Annotated in this window: 12 protein-coding genes; 10 read left to right on the top strand and 2 right to left on the bottom strand. The window is 71.2% G+C overall.

Annotated elements, in window-relative coordinates; translation table 11 throughout:
- The first annotated feature begins 281 nt into the window (after positions 1 to 281).
- The 7 genes from GRC12_RS20075 to GRC12_RS20045 all read left to right on the top strand — a co-directional run bounded on the left by GRC12_RS20075 (position 282) and on the right by GRC12_RS20045 (position 7656).
- On the top strand, positions 282 to 1394 hold the full coding sequence (locus tag GRC12_RS20075) for a S8 family serine peptidase (RefSeq protein ID WP_208780689.1): 1113 nt from the start codon (positions 282 to 284) through the stop codon (positions 1392 to 1394).
- A 26-nt stretch (positions 1395 to 1420) separates the two neighbouring features.
- On the top strand, positions 1421 to 1960 hold the full coding sequence (locus GRC12_RS20070) for a hypothetical protein (protein ID WP_208780688.1): 540 nt from the start codon (positions 1421 to 1423) through the stop codon (positions 1958 to 1960).
- A 239-nt stretch (positions 1961 to 2199) separates the two neighbouring features.
- Complete coding sequence (locus GRC12_RS20065) at positions 2200 to 3213, top strand: substrate-binding domain-containing protein (protein WP_208780687.1); 1014 nt, start codon at positions 2200 to 2202, stop codon at positions 3211 to 3213.
- Between the two features lie 174 nt (positions 3214 to 3387).
- Entirely contained in the window at positions 3388 to 6291 is a 2904-nt protein-coding gene (locus GRC12_RS20060) for a sensor histidine kinase (RefSeq protein ID WP_208780686.1), read from the top strand.
- Between the two features lie 13 nt (positions 6292 to 6304).
- Positions 6305 to 6736 (top strand): roadblock/LC7 domain-containing protein, encoded by a 432-nt coding sequence (locus tag GRC12_RS20055; RefSeq protein ID WP_133041600.1) that lies wholly within the window; start codon positions 6305 to 6307, stop codon positions 6734 to 6736.
- 1 nt (position 6737) lies between these two features.
- Positions 6738 to 7094 carry a DUF742 domain-containing protein gene (locus GRC12_RS20050; protein WP_133041599.1) on the top strand — a complete coding sequence of 119 codons (357 nt, stop codon included), beginning with the start codon at positions 6738 to 6740 and terminating at the stop codon, positions 7092 to 7094.
- A complete protein-coding gene (locus GRC12_RS20045) occupies positions 7081 to 7656 on the top strand; it encodes a GTP-binding protein (RefSeq protein ID WP_133041598.1) in 576 nt (191 codons plus the stop codon). The genes GRC12_RS20050 and GRC12_RS20045 overlap by 14 nt, the downstream gene beginning before the upstream one ends.
- An 18-nt stretch (positions 7657 to 7674) precedes the next feature.
- On the opposite strand, the gene GRC12_RS20040 is transcribed toward GRC12_RS20045, so the two are convergent.
- Positions 7675 to 9183: a M81 family metallopeptidase gene (locus tag GRC12_RS20040; protein ID WP_208780685.1), complete on the bottom strand. Its 1509-nt coding sequence runs from the start codon at positions 9181 to 9183 to the stop codon at positions 7675 to 7677.
- 16 nt (positions 9184 to 9199) lie between these two features.
- Complete coding sequence (locus GRC12_RS20035; RefSeq protein ID WP_208780684.1) at positions 9200 to 10396, bottom strand: ROK family transcriptional regulator; 1197 nt, start codon at positions 10394 to 10396, stop codon at positions 9200 to 9202.
- Positions 10397 to 10578: 182 nt separating this feature from the next.
- On the opposite strand from GRC12_RS20035, the gene GRC12_RS20030 reads away from it, so the two are divergent.
- Genes GRC12_RS20030 through GRC12_RS20020 form a run of 3 tightly spaced genes read left to right on the top strand, consistent with a single transcriptional unit; the run spans position 10579 to position 14162 of the window.
- Complete coding sequence (locus tag GRC12_RS20030) at positions 10579 to 12318, top strand: peptide ABC transporter substrate-binding protein (protein WP_208780683.1); 1740 nt, start codon at positions 10579 to 10581, stop codon at positions 12316 to 12318.
- A gap of 3 nt (positions 12319 to 12321) precedes the next feature.
- Positions 12322 to 13281 (top strand): ABC transporter permease, encoded by a 960-nt coding sequence (locus GRC12_RS20025; RefSeq protein ID WP_208780682.1) that lies wholly within the window; start codon positions 12322 to 12324, stop codon positions 13279 to 13281.
- A complete protein-coding gene (locus GRC12_RS20020; RefSeq protein ID WP_208780681.1) occupies positions 13278 to 14162 on the top strand; it encodes an ABC transporter permease in 885 nt (294 codons plus the stop codon). The genes GRC12_RS20025 and GRC12_RS20020 overlap by 4 nt, the downstream gene beginning before the upstream one ends.
- Positions 14163 to 14185 lie beyond the last annotated feature (23 nt).

Raw genomic sequence — 14185 nt, 5'->3', positions numbered from 1 at the left:
TGCACGCCGAAGAGTTGCCCAAAAGCGGCCCATATGGATTCCCCCGCCACCGCAATAATCCGTCAACGAACGGCTGCCAGCGAGGGGTTGTACCAGGGGGTCACGTCACTGCAACAGCCATGCAACTCCGGACATCGCCACAGAAACACCACAAGGCACTTACAAGTTTGAAGATCCCATGAGTCACTCTTGACTGTTCCATGTCAGCGCGATGCGTCAATCTACCTTCGGCGCGCGTAAGTTGATGTCCCGTCAGCGGGAAATGAGGGGGGACGGATGTGATGCGGGGGCTCGTCAGGTCGTGGGCGTACGCCGTCCTGCCGTCGCTGCTGGCGCTGTCCACGGCGTCGGCCCCGGCCGCACCCGTGCCCGCCGCCCCGCAATGGCCACTGGACGCCCGGCACTTCAACGCTCCTCGGGTCTGGTCGCTCAGTCAGGGTGAGCACGTCACCGTGGCCGTGGTGGACACCGGCGTCAACGCCCGTCATCCGGATCTGTCCGGCCGGGTACTGCCGGGCACGGATCTCACCCACCAGGCCGCGTCCGGGCAGGTGGACCTCTCCGGTGACTCCCACGGCACCTCCGTCGCCGGGGTCATCGCCGGCGACGGCACGGACGGGGCGGTGGCCGGCCTGGCGCCCCGGGCGAGCCTCCTGCCGGTCCGCGTCAGCGTAGGCGCCGCGGCGGATCCCCTCACCCTGGCCGAAGGGATCGTCTACGCGGCTCGGCACGGCGCCGATGTGATCAACGTGTCCATGGTCACCACCAACGCCGACCCTCAACTGCGCGACGCCGTCGCCTACGCCGTCCGGCACGACATCGTCGTCGTGGCCGCCGCGGGCAACAACGGCCGCACAGGGAATCCGGTGACCTATCCGGCGGCCTTCCCTGGCGTGCTCGCCGTCTCCGGAACCACCCGCGAGGGAACCTTCTGGCAAACCAGCGAGTCGGGCCCGTACGTCGCCCTGGCCGGGCCCGCGGTCGGCATCTACTCCACCGGGAGCAGCGGTGGCCACCTCACCGAGGACGGCACCAGTTACTCGGCCCCCTACGTCGCCGCCACCGCCGCGCTGCTGCGCTCCCGGTACCCCGAGGAGAGCGCCGGGCAGATCGTCGCCAGGCTCATCGACACAGCCGACCGCTCCGCAACCACGTCCCGGCGCGACGGGCGCATCGGTTACGGCATCGTGGACCCGCTGAAGGCTCTGCGGGCACCAGAACCCGCCTCCCGCACCAACCCGCTGCTGTCCCCGGCCGCTCCGGCGGCGGACAGCGGTTCGGCAACGGGCTGGGGACCGACGGTCTGGACGGCCGGCGGTGCCGGGGCGGCCGTCCTCGCGGCGGCTGCCGCCGTCCTCGCCCGTCACCGCCGGCGCACCGCGCGCACCCGCTGATCCCTCCGCCCCACCAAGGGACTTCCATGCAGGCATCCCCTCCCGCCGTCCGCAGCCTCGTCGCCCTGGTACGCCGCCGTCCCGCGCTGAGCAGCACGGTCCTCGCCCTGGCCGTCGTGACCGCCGTGGTGCTCGCCGTCGTCCTGCCTGTCGGGCCGCGCGCCCCACGGGCCGCCAACGTCTCCCGCAATCTGCGCGTATGCCTGCTGGACACTCCCGCGAACTCCACCGACGCCGTCCTCGCCCGGGCGACCTGGCAGGGCATGCAGGACGCTGCAGCCACCGGCAAGGTCAACGCACAGCGCTACCCGGACCCGACGATCGACGCCACGGGGTCGCTCCCGTACATCAACGGTGCCGTGCAGCACCACTGCGGTCTGATCTTCGCCGTGGGCACCGGCATGAGGGGAGCGACGGAGGCGGCCGCGAAGGCCAATCCCCGGCAGCGGTTCGTCCTCGTGGGCGCCGTGTCCGCACGGCCCCACGTCTCGGCCGTCACCACCGCGGGCGGCGACTCGGGGGCCGTGGCCGACAAGGTCAGCGAGTTCATCTCCGCACGGCTCTGACACCAGGCGTTAGGCCAGCCGGCCCACCGGGCGGATCGCCGACCGCGCGGGCCACGAGAGCATCACGATGCGGCAGCGGCAACTCACTGAAAGTGGCTGCTCACTTGACTACCGGAGGTCACACGCGATTGGCTCCGGCCAACGAGAGTCACCCGGACGGCGCACGGCACGCCGGACGGCGTCCGGGGCTCCTCTCGCCGTTTCTCCAGTTCGGCCGCACAGCGAGGTGCCGCACCCTCATGAACACTCCTCCCCCGCCTCCCGCCTCCCACAGATCCGTGCGTGTCGCCGCCCTCGCGGTGGCCGTCGGGCTTCTCGTGACGGGGTGCTCCGCCTTCGGCGGTCAGTCGGAGTCCGACGCCGGCTCCGCGGGCAAGGCCGGCAGCGGCGGCCGCATCAGGATCGCCATGGTCACGCACGGCGCGAAGGGCGACGCCTTCTGGGACCTGGTGAAGAAGGGCGCCGAGGAGGCGGCCGCGAAGGACGACGTCGATCTGACGTACACCAGCGACCCGGACGGGGCGGGGCAGGCCGAACTGGTGCGCGACGCCATCCGGGAGAAGGTCGACGGCATCGCCGTGACCCTGGCCAAACCGCAGGCGATGCGGGGGCCGGTCGCCCAGGCCAAGTCGGCGGACATACCCGTCGTCGGCCTCAACTCGGGGACCGACTCCTGGCGGCCGGACGGGCTCCTGGAGTTCTTCGGCCAGGACGAGAGCGTCGCCGGGCGGGCCGTCGGCGACAAACTCAACGGCCTCGACGCCAAGCACGCGCTGTGCGTCATCCACGAGCGCGGCAACGTGGGCCTGGAGGCCCGCTGTGCCGGAGTGAAGAAGACCTTCGCCGGCCAGGCCGAGAACCTCTACGTGGAGGGCACCGACCCGACCGCCACCTCCGCCGCGATCACCGCCAAGCTGCGGCAGGATCCGAGCATCGACGAAGTGGTCACCAACGGCGCCCAGTTCGCGCTGCTGGCCGTCAAGGCGGTGCAGGCGGCCGGCAGCCGGGCCGGGGTGGCGACCTTCGATCTCAACAAGGACCTGGTAAAGGCCGTGCAGAGCGGGGACGTGCAGTTCGCGGTGGATCAACAGCCGTATCTGCAGGGCTACCTCGCCGTGGACGGGCTGTGGCTCTACCGGACCAACGGCAACATCAGCGGCGGCGGTGTCTCGCCGGTGCTCACCGGTCCGGCGTTCGTGACGAAGGCCAACGTCGCCTCCGTCGCCCGGTTCGCCGACGGCGGGACCCGCTGAGCCGCCCGGCGCGCGACATTTCGTACGCCGATGTCGCGAAATATTTCGGAGACCCGTAGCACGTGCGGTCACTTGTGCGGATAGCATCCTGTGCATCCTGTGCACCCCTTCTCGCCCTGCTCACGGCCACCCCCGTCACTCTCCGCTCCACTCCGCTGACTGCCTAGGACGACCATGTCTCCACGGACAGGTGCCCGGCCCCGCCGTCTCGGCTCCATACGTCTGTCGCTGATCCTGCTGGCCCTGGTGCCCAGCGTCACCCTCGCCGCGATGTGGGGCGTGACGACGACGCAGATGTTCGCGGAGGGGCTGCGGCTGCGCTCGCAGACGCAGTTGAGCCGGTCGACCGGCGCGATGGGCACCGAGGCGACGCTCGCCCTGCAGCGGGAGCGCAGTCTGTCGGCGGCCTGGCTGGCCGGCGACCCGCGCGGCTCGCGGGCCGCGCTGGAGGCGCAGCGCAGGGAGACGGACAAGGCGGTCGCCAAGCTGGTCGGCCAGTCGGACGCGATCAAGATGGCCCCGGCGCGCATCTCGGACCGGCTGTACTCGGTCCTCGGCTCGGTGGGCAGCCTGGAGTACTACCGGGGTCAGGTGGACGACCCGACCGACATCACCGCGGCGCAGGCGCTGGACCAGTACAGCTCGATCATCGACGACCAGATCCACGCCTTCCAGGAGCTGTCCCAGGTCGACGACGGCGACCTGACCTCGCAGGCCGGTCCGCTGGTCGCCCTGGAGCACGCGGCGGAGCTGGTCGCGCAGGAGGACGCGCAGCTCACCCAGGCCTGGCCGTCCGGCCGGCTGACCGACAAGTCGTGGATGACGTTCACGCAGTTGGTCGACACGAGGCGCTGGCTGGTCCAGGACCAGATCGTGCCCTCGCTGCAGGGCGGCGCGAAGACCCAGACCGAGCGGATCCTGCAGAGCCCCGAGTGGCAGAGCGTCCAGAACATCGAGGACAAGGTGCTCGCGGCCCGGCCGGGCGCGGACGGCAAGGTGGTCCTGCCCGCCGCGCGGGACCAGTGGGCGGCGGCCTTCGCGAAGGTCGGCGACGAGTACGGCCGGATGATCCAGGTCCAGACGTCCGGGCTGCTGGACCGCAGCGGGGACAAGGCGCACAGCCTGCTGGTGACGGCCGCGTCGCTGAGCGCGGGCGGGCTGGTGGCGCTGCTGCTGTGCGTGGGCATGTCCTGGCGGATCACCCGCTCGCTGTCGCGCCGGCTGCGGGGTCTGCGGGAGGCCACGCTGAGCCTGGCGGAGGAGCGGCTGCCGGACGTGGTGGCGCGGCTGGACCGGGGCGAGACGGTGGACGCGGACCTGGCGACCCCGCCGCTCGACTACGGCAGTGACGAACTGGGTCAGGTGGCGCGGGCGTTCAACAAGGCGCAGCGGACGGCCGTCCACACCGCGGTCGAACTCGCCGACATCCGGCGGGGCTTCCAGAAGGTGATCCTCGGTATCGCGCGGCAGTCGCAGAACCTGGTGAACCTGCAGCTGACCAAGCTGGACACGCTGGAGCGCGAGCACACCGACCCGGACGTCCTCAAGGGCCTGTACGAACTGGACTCCACGGCCAGCCAGTTGCGGCGGTACGAGGAGAACCTGGTCATCATCAGCGGGGAGCAGCCCCGGCGCAGCTGGCGGGAGCCGGTCGCGCTGATCGACATCCTGCGCAGCGCGGTCGGGGAGGTCGCCGAGTACCAGCGGGTGGAGGTGCACACCGACGAGGACGTGTACCTGGCGCCGCCGGCGGTGGCCGACGTGATCCATCTGCTGGCCGAGCTGATCGACAACGCCACGGCGTACTCGCCCTCGCCCTCGCCGGTCGGTGTCCGGGCCGCGCTGGTCGCCAAGGGCCTGGTCGTCGAGGTGGAGGACCGTGGGCTCGGGATGGCGGAGGAGGACTACGCCTCCTTCAACGCCCAGTTGGCGGTGGAGCCGAAGTTCGACGTGGTCGCCCTCGCCGACGACCTGCGCCTCGGCATGTTCGTGATCGCCCGTCTGGCCACCCGGCACGGCATCGCCGTCACCCTGCGCCCGTCGCCGTACGGCGGCACCACGGCGATCGTCCTGGTGCCGCACGACATCGTGGTGCGCGAGGTGCCGGAGCCGGCCCGGTCCGCCGGACAGGCCTGGGACGGGGTCACCGGGCCGGACGGGCCGGAGTGGCACGAGAGCGCCGTGGAGACGCCGGCCGCGCGGCCCGGGGACGACGAGTACGCGCAGAACGGCACCGCCCCCGGCCCCCGCCCGCAGCCCGGCGTCCTCAACGGCACCGGACACGCCCGCGCGACCGGGACCGCGGCCGCGGACACGGCCGGCCCTTACGGCACGGCGGACACCGGCGTCCATGGCACCGGCCCCACGGAAACGGCCGGCCCCTACGGCACCGCAAGCACCGCCGACACCGGCGTCCAGGCCACCGGACCCGCGCACGCGGCCAGCGCCTACGGGCTCGGGGACACCGCGGACGCCGGACACGCCGAGGCCCTGTCCGCCGACTGGCGCACCGGGGAGGCCGTATCCGGTACCGGGCACGCCGAAGGGCTCGTACCCGGTACCGGAGGCGCCGAAGGGCTCGTACCCGGTGCCGGACGCGCCGATGGGGCCGTACCCGGTACCGGACGCGCCGATGGGGCCGTACCCGCCCCTGGGCGGCCGGGACGGGCCCGGTATCCGGGTGAGGAGCGGTGGGTGTCGGACGCCCGGCATGCCGCGGCCGCCGCACGGGGCGGTGAGGCCGAGCGCGAGGCGGGCACCGGGGACCGCGTCGGGCAGCCCGGCAGACACGCCCGTCGCCCGGGGCTCGCCCCGCTCCCCCGGCGGGTCCCGCAGACCAGTCTGGTCGCCGAGCTCCTCGACGACGGACCGCGCGGTGAACAGCAGGGCCCGTTCGAGGAGTTCACCCCCGAGCAGGCCGCTTCCTCGCTCGGGGGATTCCAGCGGGGGACGCTCCGGGCACGTGACGAGGGCGCCGAGACGCAGTACGACCAGGAGGAGGCCGCCGTAACGGACGACACGGACGCATCCAGCCCCGCCACCGGTACACCCGCCGCAGGCACCCCCGCCGACCGCTGACGAAGGACACGTCATGACACGCCCCATCCCAGCCACCCATACCGCGCTCGATCAGCTGCTGACCGGCCTTGTGGACCGGGTCGCCGAGGTGAACCACGCCGTGGTGCTCTCCGAGGACGGCCTGGTCGTCAGCAAGTCCACCGGGTTCCTGCGGGACGACGCCGAGCGGCTCGCGGCCACCGCTTCCGGGCTGATGAGCCTCAGCAAGGGCGTCAGCATGGACTTCCGCGGCGGGCCGGTGCGGCAGGCGCTGATCGAGATGGCCCACAGCTATCTGATCCTCACCTCCGCCGGGCCCGGCGCCCATCTCGTCGTCCTCACCAGCCAGGGCGCCGACGTCGGCGTCGTGGCGTACCAGATGAACATGCTCGTCAAGAAGATCGGTGAGCATCTCAGCGCCGCACCACGGGCCGGCATCGGCCCCACCGTCGATTCCGGCGCGTGAGGTGGGCGGAGGCGACACGGCAGGCCGCCTGGTACGGCCGTTCGCGCTGACGGGCGGACGCACCCGGCCGAGCCGCGCCGACTTCACGCTCATCACGACGGTTACCGCGGTGGACCCGCCGCCGACCTGGGCCACCCGACCTCAGCCGGAGCAGCAGCGCATCCTGCGCCACTGCGCCGAGCCGATCGCCGTCGCGGAACTCGCCGCCCGGCTCGACCTCCCGGTGAGCGTGATCGTGATCATGCTCTGCGATCTCCTGGAGTCGGGCCGGATCACGTTCCGTCCGCCCCATCCGGTGACCCGGACCCCGGACCTGGACCTGTTGCAGAAAGTGAGGGACGGCCTTGGCCGACTCTGACACCATCACCCGGTCGGCACCCGACACGGTCAAGATCCTGATCGCCGGCGGTTTCGGCGTGGGCAAGACCACCATGGTCGGGTCGGTCAGCGAGATCGCGCCGCTGCGCACCGAGGAACGGCTGACCGCCGCCGGCCTCGGCGTCGACGACCTGGAGGGCATCGAGGAGAAGCAGGCCACCACCGTGGCCCTGGACTTCGGCCGGATCACCATCGGCGACGACCTCGTCCTGTATCTCTTCGGCACCCCGGGCCAGCAGCGCTTCTGGTTCATGTGGAACGATCTCGCGATCGGCGCGCTCGGCGCGGTCGTGCTCATCGACGTCCGCCGTCCCGAGACCAGCTTCGCCGCGATCGACTTCTTCGAACGCCGCGGCATCCCCTTCGTCGTGGGCGTCAACGGCTTCCACGGCGAACACCCCTACCCGCCCGAGGAGATCCGCGAGGCCCTGGCCCTCCCCGAGCACGTCCAGGTCCTGCTGTGCGACGCCCGGGAGCGCGGCTCGTGCCGGGACGTACTCATCGCGCTGCTGGACCAGTTGATCGCCGCGGCGGTCAACTGAGGGTTCTCAAAGGCCGGTTCACTCGTCGGGGCCGGTCAGGGGCTCGTTCGACGGTGCGACGATCCGCGCCGTCAGGTCCGGGTCCGGCATGTCCCGGTCGAAGGGGAACATCGGCCGCCGGATGCGGTGGTGGCCGAGCCGCTCCAGGTCCTGGTCGACTCCGCCCGGGGTCAGGGCCATCCTCCAGTCCGCCGCCATGGCGAAGAGCTCCGGCTCCAGATAGCCGATCTTGACGATCACGAGGTCCGCCTCGCGGGGGCTCAGATCCAGGTCGGTGAAGTCGTGTTCGTGGTGGTACGGCTTTCTGAGCCGGGTGAGGATCACGTGCACGCTCCCCACCCGCAGCACCACTTCGGTCCCGGCGTCCCGGTCGCCGTGCCGGATCGCGTGGACGGTGCCGGTGAGGGTGAGCGGGCCGGCGTGGCGGTCGTCGACCTCGGCGCCCGCGGTGACGGTGACCGTGGCGCCGACGCCGGCCTCGACGGCGGTGTCGACGGCCGACGGGCCCGGCAGGGAGGCGTAGAGGACGGTCGGGCCGTCGGGGTCCTTGAACTCCGGGCGCGCGAGGACCTGTTGCAGGCCCCAGGTGACGTCGCCCGCGCCGCCCGCCGTCGGGTTGTCGCCGGTGTCACTGATGAAGTAGGGGCGGGCCGCGGCGGCCAGGGCGGTGTCGAGACAGTCGTCCAGGGTGCCGGTCGGGGCGACGAAGGCGAAGTCGCGCCGGGCCGCCCAGAAACCGCGGGCGAGTCGTTCCGCGCCCGTGGCCACGGCGGTGCGGTCGGCGCCGGTGACCACGACCGCCGCCCGGTTGCGCGGCTCGTCGGCCCAGGCGTAACCGACCCAGATCGCCGCGTCCGTGACCCCGTCGGCCGCCTCCACGTCCGCGACGGCCGCGTACACGCTCCGCGCGGGCTCGATGCGGGTGGAGGTCTGCTCGCCGGCCAGCAGCACCGGCACCGGGATCCAGGCCTTCACCGGGCGGGGCGCGCCGCTCGTCAGGAGGTCGACGAGGTTGCGGGCGGCCCGTTCCTTCGTCTCCATGGCGTCCTCGTGCGGGGCCATGCGGTAGCAGGTGATCAGGTCGCTGAGGTGGACGAGGTCACGGGAGACGTTGCCGTGCAGGTCCATGGAGGTGGACACCAGGACGTCCGGGCCGGTCACCTCGCGGACGCGGGTGAGGAGGTCGGCCTCGGCGTCGTCCAGGCCCTCGACCGTCATGGCGCCATGGATGTCGAACCACAGGCCGTCGACCGGGCCCGACCGGCGCAGACGGTCGAGGAGTTCGGCGGAGAGTTCCGCGTACGCCGCCGCGGTCACCGTGCCGCCGGGCAGTGCCTTGCCGACCAACGCGCCTCTCCAGTGGGCGACTTCGCGCAACGCGGTGCCGGGAGCGAGGAAGGGGTAGCGGGCCAGTACCTCGTCCCCGCGCTGCGGGTGGAAGGCCGGGGCCTCGGTGCGGGCCGGGGAGAAGGTCGACGACTCGATGCCGAGGCCGGCGACGGCGATCACGGGACGGGATGCCGGCATGGAATCCTCCGGAGGGTCAGGGGTGGTGGTTGCCGGTCGCCGTGTGCAGCGCGTGCGCCAGGGCCCGCTGCAGGGCCATCTGGCCCGCGCCGGCCAGACCGGCGTCGGCGCCGAGGACGGCCCGCTCGATCACCAGGTGTTCGGTGACCAGCGGATGGCAGCCCTCGTAGAGCTGGCTGCGGACGGCGGCGACGAACGGCTCCAGCGTGGAAAGGATGCCGCCGAGGTACACGGCGTCGGGGTTGAAGAAGTTGACGTTGGCGGCGAGGACCTGACCGAGGTAGCGGCCGGCCTGCCGGACGGCGCGGGTGGCCTCCGGGTCGGCGTCGGAGGCGAGGCGTACGACGTCCTCGGTGGACGTCACCTTCAGGCCGCGCTCGCGCAGGATGCGCACCAGGGCCGCGCCGGAGGCCACCGTCTCCAGGCACCCGGTGTTCCCGCAGGAGCAGGGGATGTCGTGGGCGGCCTCGACCCGGACATGGGTGATCTCGCCGGCGCCGCCGGTGCCGCCGCGGTAGAGACGGCCGTCGGCGATGACACCGGCGCCGATCCCGGAGCCCGCCTTGACCATGATCGACTGGCGGTGAGCGGCGGGCCGTACGCTGTGCTCGCCCACGGCCATGCAGTTGGCGTCGTTCTCGATGGCGACCGGCACCGCGAACCGCTCCTCCAGCCAGTCCCGTACCGGGAAGCGGTTCCAGCCCGGCATCCGGGCCGGCAGGGTCACCAGTCCCGGCTCCACGTCGACCGGGCCGGGCAGGCACAGGCCCACGCCCCGCAGCAGCCCCCGGCCGTGCCGTTGCGCGAGCGAGGAGAGGGTCTCCACCAGTCCGGGCAGCGCCGCCTCGGGACCGTCGGCGGTCGGGAACGGCACCGTGGAGACGTCGGTGAGGCCGCCCCCGGGCAGCACCACGCCCACGTGCGCGTGCCTGCCGCCGAGTTCGGCCGCCACGGCGAACCCGTCGCTGCCGCCCAGCCGCAGCACCTTGCGCGGCCGGCCGCCCGCGGACGACACCGTGCCCTCCTCCGCGACCAGCCCGTGGTCCATGAGCTGACCGACCGTGAAGGAGATCGTCGAGGGAGCGGCGCCCAGCAGTCCGGCCAGTTCCGTACGGGTCGTGGCCCGACCGGAGGCGAGGAGTTCGAGGACGCGCTCGGCGAGCGAGGTGACGCCGACGAGGTGTCTGCGGCGCGGCGGACTTTTTTCGGTCATGGACGAAGTAACTTCCGTCGACGGCGTTCGGGGCGACGAGCGTAAGCCTCCGCAACCGCCTCCACGCTTTTTTCAGAACAGCAGTAACAGGCTTTTTACGGCAGTGCGTCTGTTTCTTCGACCACACGGGTCGTTGACTGTCCCTCACCCCCGCAGAGCCCACCCTTGTTCCGAGGAGAGCCATGTCCCCTGCCCGCGCGAGACTCCTGGCCGGTGTCACCCTCTCCGTGGGCACGCTGCTGCTCGCGGGCTGCTCCGGATCGAGCGGCGCGTCGTCCGCGGCCAAGGACTCGATCAACTACGCGCTGCCGGCGAACTTCACGCCGAACTGGATCCTGCCGATCGGCACGGCGGCGCACCTCAACACCAACAACATCTCCATCGCCAACGCGTTGTGGGAGCCGCTGGTGGCCTACGACGGCTCGAGCGGCAAGATAGCGTGGAACAAGGCCGGTTCGATCGCCACAGCCGCCGACTTCGCCGCCGACAACAAGAGCGTGAAGATCACCCTGGGCGACCGGCACTGGAGCGACGGCAAGCCCGTCACCGCCAAGGACGTGCGGTTCTGGTTCGACCTCATCAAGGCGAACAAGACGCAGTGGGCGGGCTACAACCCGGGCAAGGCACCGGACAACTGGACCTCCTTCACCATCCAGGACGACCGCCACTTCACCATCGCCTTCGACCGGGCGTACAACCCGCAGTGGATGCTGGCGAACGAACTGAGTTCCATCAACCCGCTCCCCGAGCACGCCTGGGACAAGGGCGACCCGAAGCGGACCTGGACCTACCTCAACGACGCGGCCAAGAACATCGGCGGTTACGCCACCAACCCGCTGTGGAAGACCGTCAGCGGCCCCTACACCGTGAAGTCCTTCTCGACGGCCGGCAAGGTCGTGCTCACCGCCAACAAGAAGTACGACGGCGGGGAGAAGCCCGGCATCCCCACGGTGAACCTGCTCCCCTTCACCACGGCGGACGCCGAGAAGAACGCCCTGCGCTCCGGGAGCGTCGACTACGGCTACATCGAGCCGACCGACCTCGACCAGGAGGCGAGCTTCACCGCGCGGGGCTACACGGTGAAGCCGTGGTCGGGCTGGGCCATCACCTACATGCCGTACAACTTCAACAACCCGGCCATGGGTGCCGTGTTCAAGCAGCTCTACGCCCGGCAGGCGGTCCAGCGGTCGATCGACCAGACGAGCCTGGCGAAGGTCGTCCTCAACGGCACGGCCGTGCCCGGCTACGGTCCGGTGCCGCAGGGGCAGGCCTCCGACTTCGTCTCGCCGACGCAGAAGGACAACCCGTACCCGTTCTCGACGGCTGCCGCCAAGTCTCTGCTCACCAGCCACGGCTGGACGGAGCAGGGCGGGGTGATGACCTGCACCGCCCCGGGCAGGTGTGGTGCGGGGATCGCCCGGGGCACCAAGTTCGAGATGACGGTGCTGTCGCAGTCCGGATCCACCGTCACCGACAACATGATGAGCGCGATCCAGTCCTCGCTCGCCAAGACCGGCATCAAGCTCTCCATCAGGACCGCGCCGGTCAACTCGGTGCTCTCACAGACCCCGCAGTGCACCGCGGGCCAGTCGATCTGCACATGGCAGCTGTCCTTCTTCGGCACGGCGGGCAGCTGGTACTTCCCGGCCTTCCCGACCGGTGACTCGCTCTTCCAGACCAAGGCCGGCTCGAACTTCGGCAGTTACTCCAACCCGGACGTCGACCGGCTCATCACCGCGTCCACGACGTCGAGTTCGACCCAGGCGGTGCAGGACTACAGCGCCGCCCTCGCCAAGGACCTGCCCGTGATCTGGCTGCCGGAGCCGGACTACCAGATCTCCGTGATGAAGAAGGGACTGGGCGGCTTCTCCCAGGACTCGCTCGCCAACTTCCACCCCGCGCAGTGGAAGTGGACCGGCTGAGCCATGGAGACCCTCGTCTACCTGGCCCGGCGGACCCTCCAGGCCCTCGCGGTGATCCTCATCGTCACGGTCGTGGTGTTCTGCCTGCTGCACGCGCTGCCCGGGGGTCCCGCGCGCGGGATCCTCGGCCCGCAGGCGACGGCCCAGCAGATCACCGCGTTCAACCACGACCAGGGGCTGGACCGCCCGCTGCCCGTCCAGTACCTCTACTACCTGCGCACCCTGCTGCACGGGGACCTGGGAACGTCGTACACGCTCAACGAGGCCGTCTCCCAGCTGATCGGGCAACGGCTGCCGAAGACGCTGGTGTTGACGGTGCTGTCGGCGCTCGTCGGTCTGCTCCTCGCGATCCCGCTGGGCATGTGGCAGGCGGTGCGGCGCAACAAACCGGCCGACTACGTCATCACGACGCTGAGTTTCGTCGCGTACTCGACCCCGGTGTACTTCCTGGGCCTCGTCCTGGTGCTGGTCTTCACCCAGACGCTGCGCTGGTTCCCCTCCCAGGCGCCGCAGGGGGACACGCTCGGGCAGGTGCTCGGCGATCCGGTGGCGCTCGTGCTGCCCGTGATCACGGGCGCCGCGTCGATGATCGCGGTGTTCAGCCGGTACATGCGGGCGGCGACGCTGGAGAACCTGGCCGAGGACTACGTCCGCACCGCCCGGGCGGGCGGTGCGCGGCAGTACGCGATCCTTTTCCGGCACGTCTTCCGCAACTCGCTCACGCCCGTGATCGCGATGCTCGGTTACTACGTGCCCGTGCTGTTCGGGGGCGCCCTGGTCGTCGAGCAGCTCTTCAACTACCCGGGGATGGGGCTGCTGTTCTGGTCCGCCGCGCAGTCGTCGGACTATCCGGTGCTGCTCGGCTGCGTCCTCGTCATCTCCGTCGCCACGGTCGTGGGCACGCTGCTCGCCGACGTCCTCCAGCGTGTCGTCGATCCCCGAGTGAAGGCGGGCCAGGCATGAGCGCCGTCCTGCAGACCACCACGCCGACGACCGACCCCCTCGCGGGCCACCGTCTCTCGCTGCGCCGGTTCACCCGCAACAAGCTGGCCGTCGCCGGTCTCGCGGTGGTGGTCCTCTTCCTGCTCCTCTGTTTCGTCGGTCCGCTGCTGTACTCCACCGACCAGACCCATACCGACCTCACCCAGGTCAACCTCGCGCCCGGCGGCTCCCATCCGCTCGGCACGGACGCCGTGGGCCACGACGAGCTGGGGCGGCTGATGTACGGCGGGCAGGTCTCCCTGCTCGTCGGGCTCGCGGCCGGGGTGCTCGCCACCGTCATCGGCACACTGTGGGGTGCCGTGGCCGGGTACGCCGACGGCTGGGTGGACGCGGTGATGATGCGGATCGTGGACGCGGGCATCGCGATTCCCGCGCTGTTCATCCTGCTGGTCGTGTCGGCGATCACCACCCCGGACACGCTCGGGCTGATCCTCGTGCTCGGACTGGTGTCCTGGCTGGTGCCCTCCCGGCTCGTGCGGGCGGAGACGCTGACGCTGAAGGGCCGTGACTACGTCCTGACGTTGCGCGCCACCGGCGGCACGCACGGCCGGGCGATCCGCCGGCACATCCTGCCCAACTCGGTGTCCACGATCGTCGTCGCGGCCACCTTCCAGGTCGCCGACGCGATCCTGCTCGTCGCCTACGTCTCGTATCTGGGCCTCGGTGTCCAGCCGCCGAAGACCGACTGGGGCGGGATGCTGTCCGCCGGTCTGACGGCCGCGTACTCGGGACGCTGGTGGCTGATCGTTCCGCCGGGCCTCGCGATCATCCTCGTCGTGTGCGCGTTCAACGCGATCGGGGACGGGCTGCGGGACGCCTTCGACGTGAGGGGGCGCGGGTGAAGGGCGCGGGGAAGGCGGTGGAG

The organism is Streptomyces griseorubiginosus, from assembly GCF_017614965.1.
Classification (GTDB): domain Bacteria; phylum Actinomycetota; class Actinomycetes; order Streptomycetales; family Streptomycetaceae; genus Streptomyces; species Streptomyces griseorubiginosus_B.
Note: the sequence above shows the minus strand (reverse complement) of the source record. Positions and strands in the feature narration are given on the sequence as shown.

Excerpts from the sequence above, each read along its gene's own strand:
- GRC12_RS20075 (WP_208780689.1), top strand. The coding sequence starts at position 282 with ATGCGGGGGCTCGTCAGGTCGTGGGCGTACGCCGTCCTGCCGTCGCTG.
- GRC12_RS20070 (WP_208780688.1), top strand. The coding sequence starts at position 1,421 with ATGCAGGCATCCCCTCCCGCCGTCCGCAGCCTCGTCGCCCTGGTACGC.
- GRC12_RS20065 (WP_208780687.1), top strand. The coding sequence starts at position 2,200 with ATGAACACTCCTCCCCCGCCTCCCGCCTCCCACAGATCCGTGCGTGTC.
- GRC12_RS20060 (WP_208780686.1), top strand. The coding sequence starts at position 3,388 with ATGTCTCCACGGACAGGTGCCCGGCCCCGCCGTCTCGGCTCCATACGT.
- GRC12_RS20055 (WP_133041600.1), top strand. The coding sequence starts at position 6,305 with ATGACACGCCCCATCCCAGCCACCCATACCGCGCTCGATCAGCTGCTG.
- GRC12_RS20040 (WP_208780685.1), bottom strand. The coding sequence starts at position 9,183 with ATGCCGGCATCCCGTCCCGTGATCGCCGTCGCCGGCCTCGGCATCGAG.
- GRC12_RS20035 (WP_208780684.1), bottom strand. The coding sequence starts at position 10,396 with ATGACCGAAAAAAGTCCGCCGCGCCGCAGACACCTCGTCGGCGTCACC.
- GRC12_RS20030 (WP_208780683.1), top strand. The coding sequence starts at position 10,579 with ATGTCCCCTGCCCGCGCGAGACTCCTGGCCGGTGTCACCCTCTCCGTG.
- GRC12_RS20025 (WP_208780682.1), top strand. The coding sequence starts at position 12,322 with ATGGAGACCCTCGTCTACCTGGCCCGGCGGACCCTCCAGGCCCTCGCG.
- GRC12_RS20020 (WP_208780681.1), top strand. The coding sequence starts at position 13,278 with ATGAGCGCCGTCCTGCAGACCACCACGCCGACGACCGACCCCCTCGCG.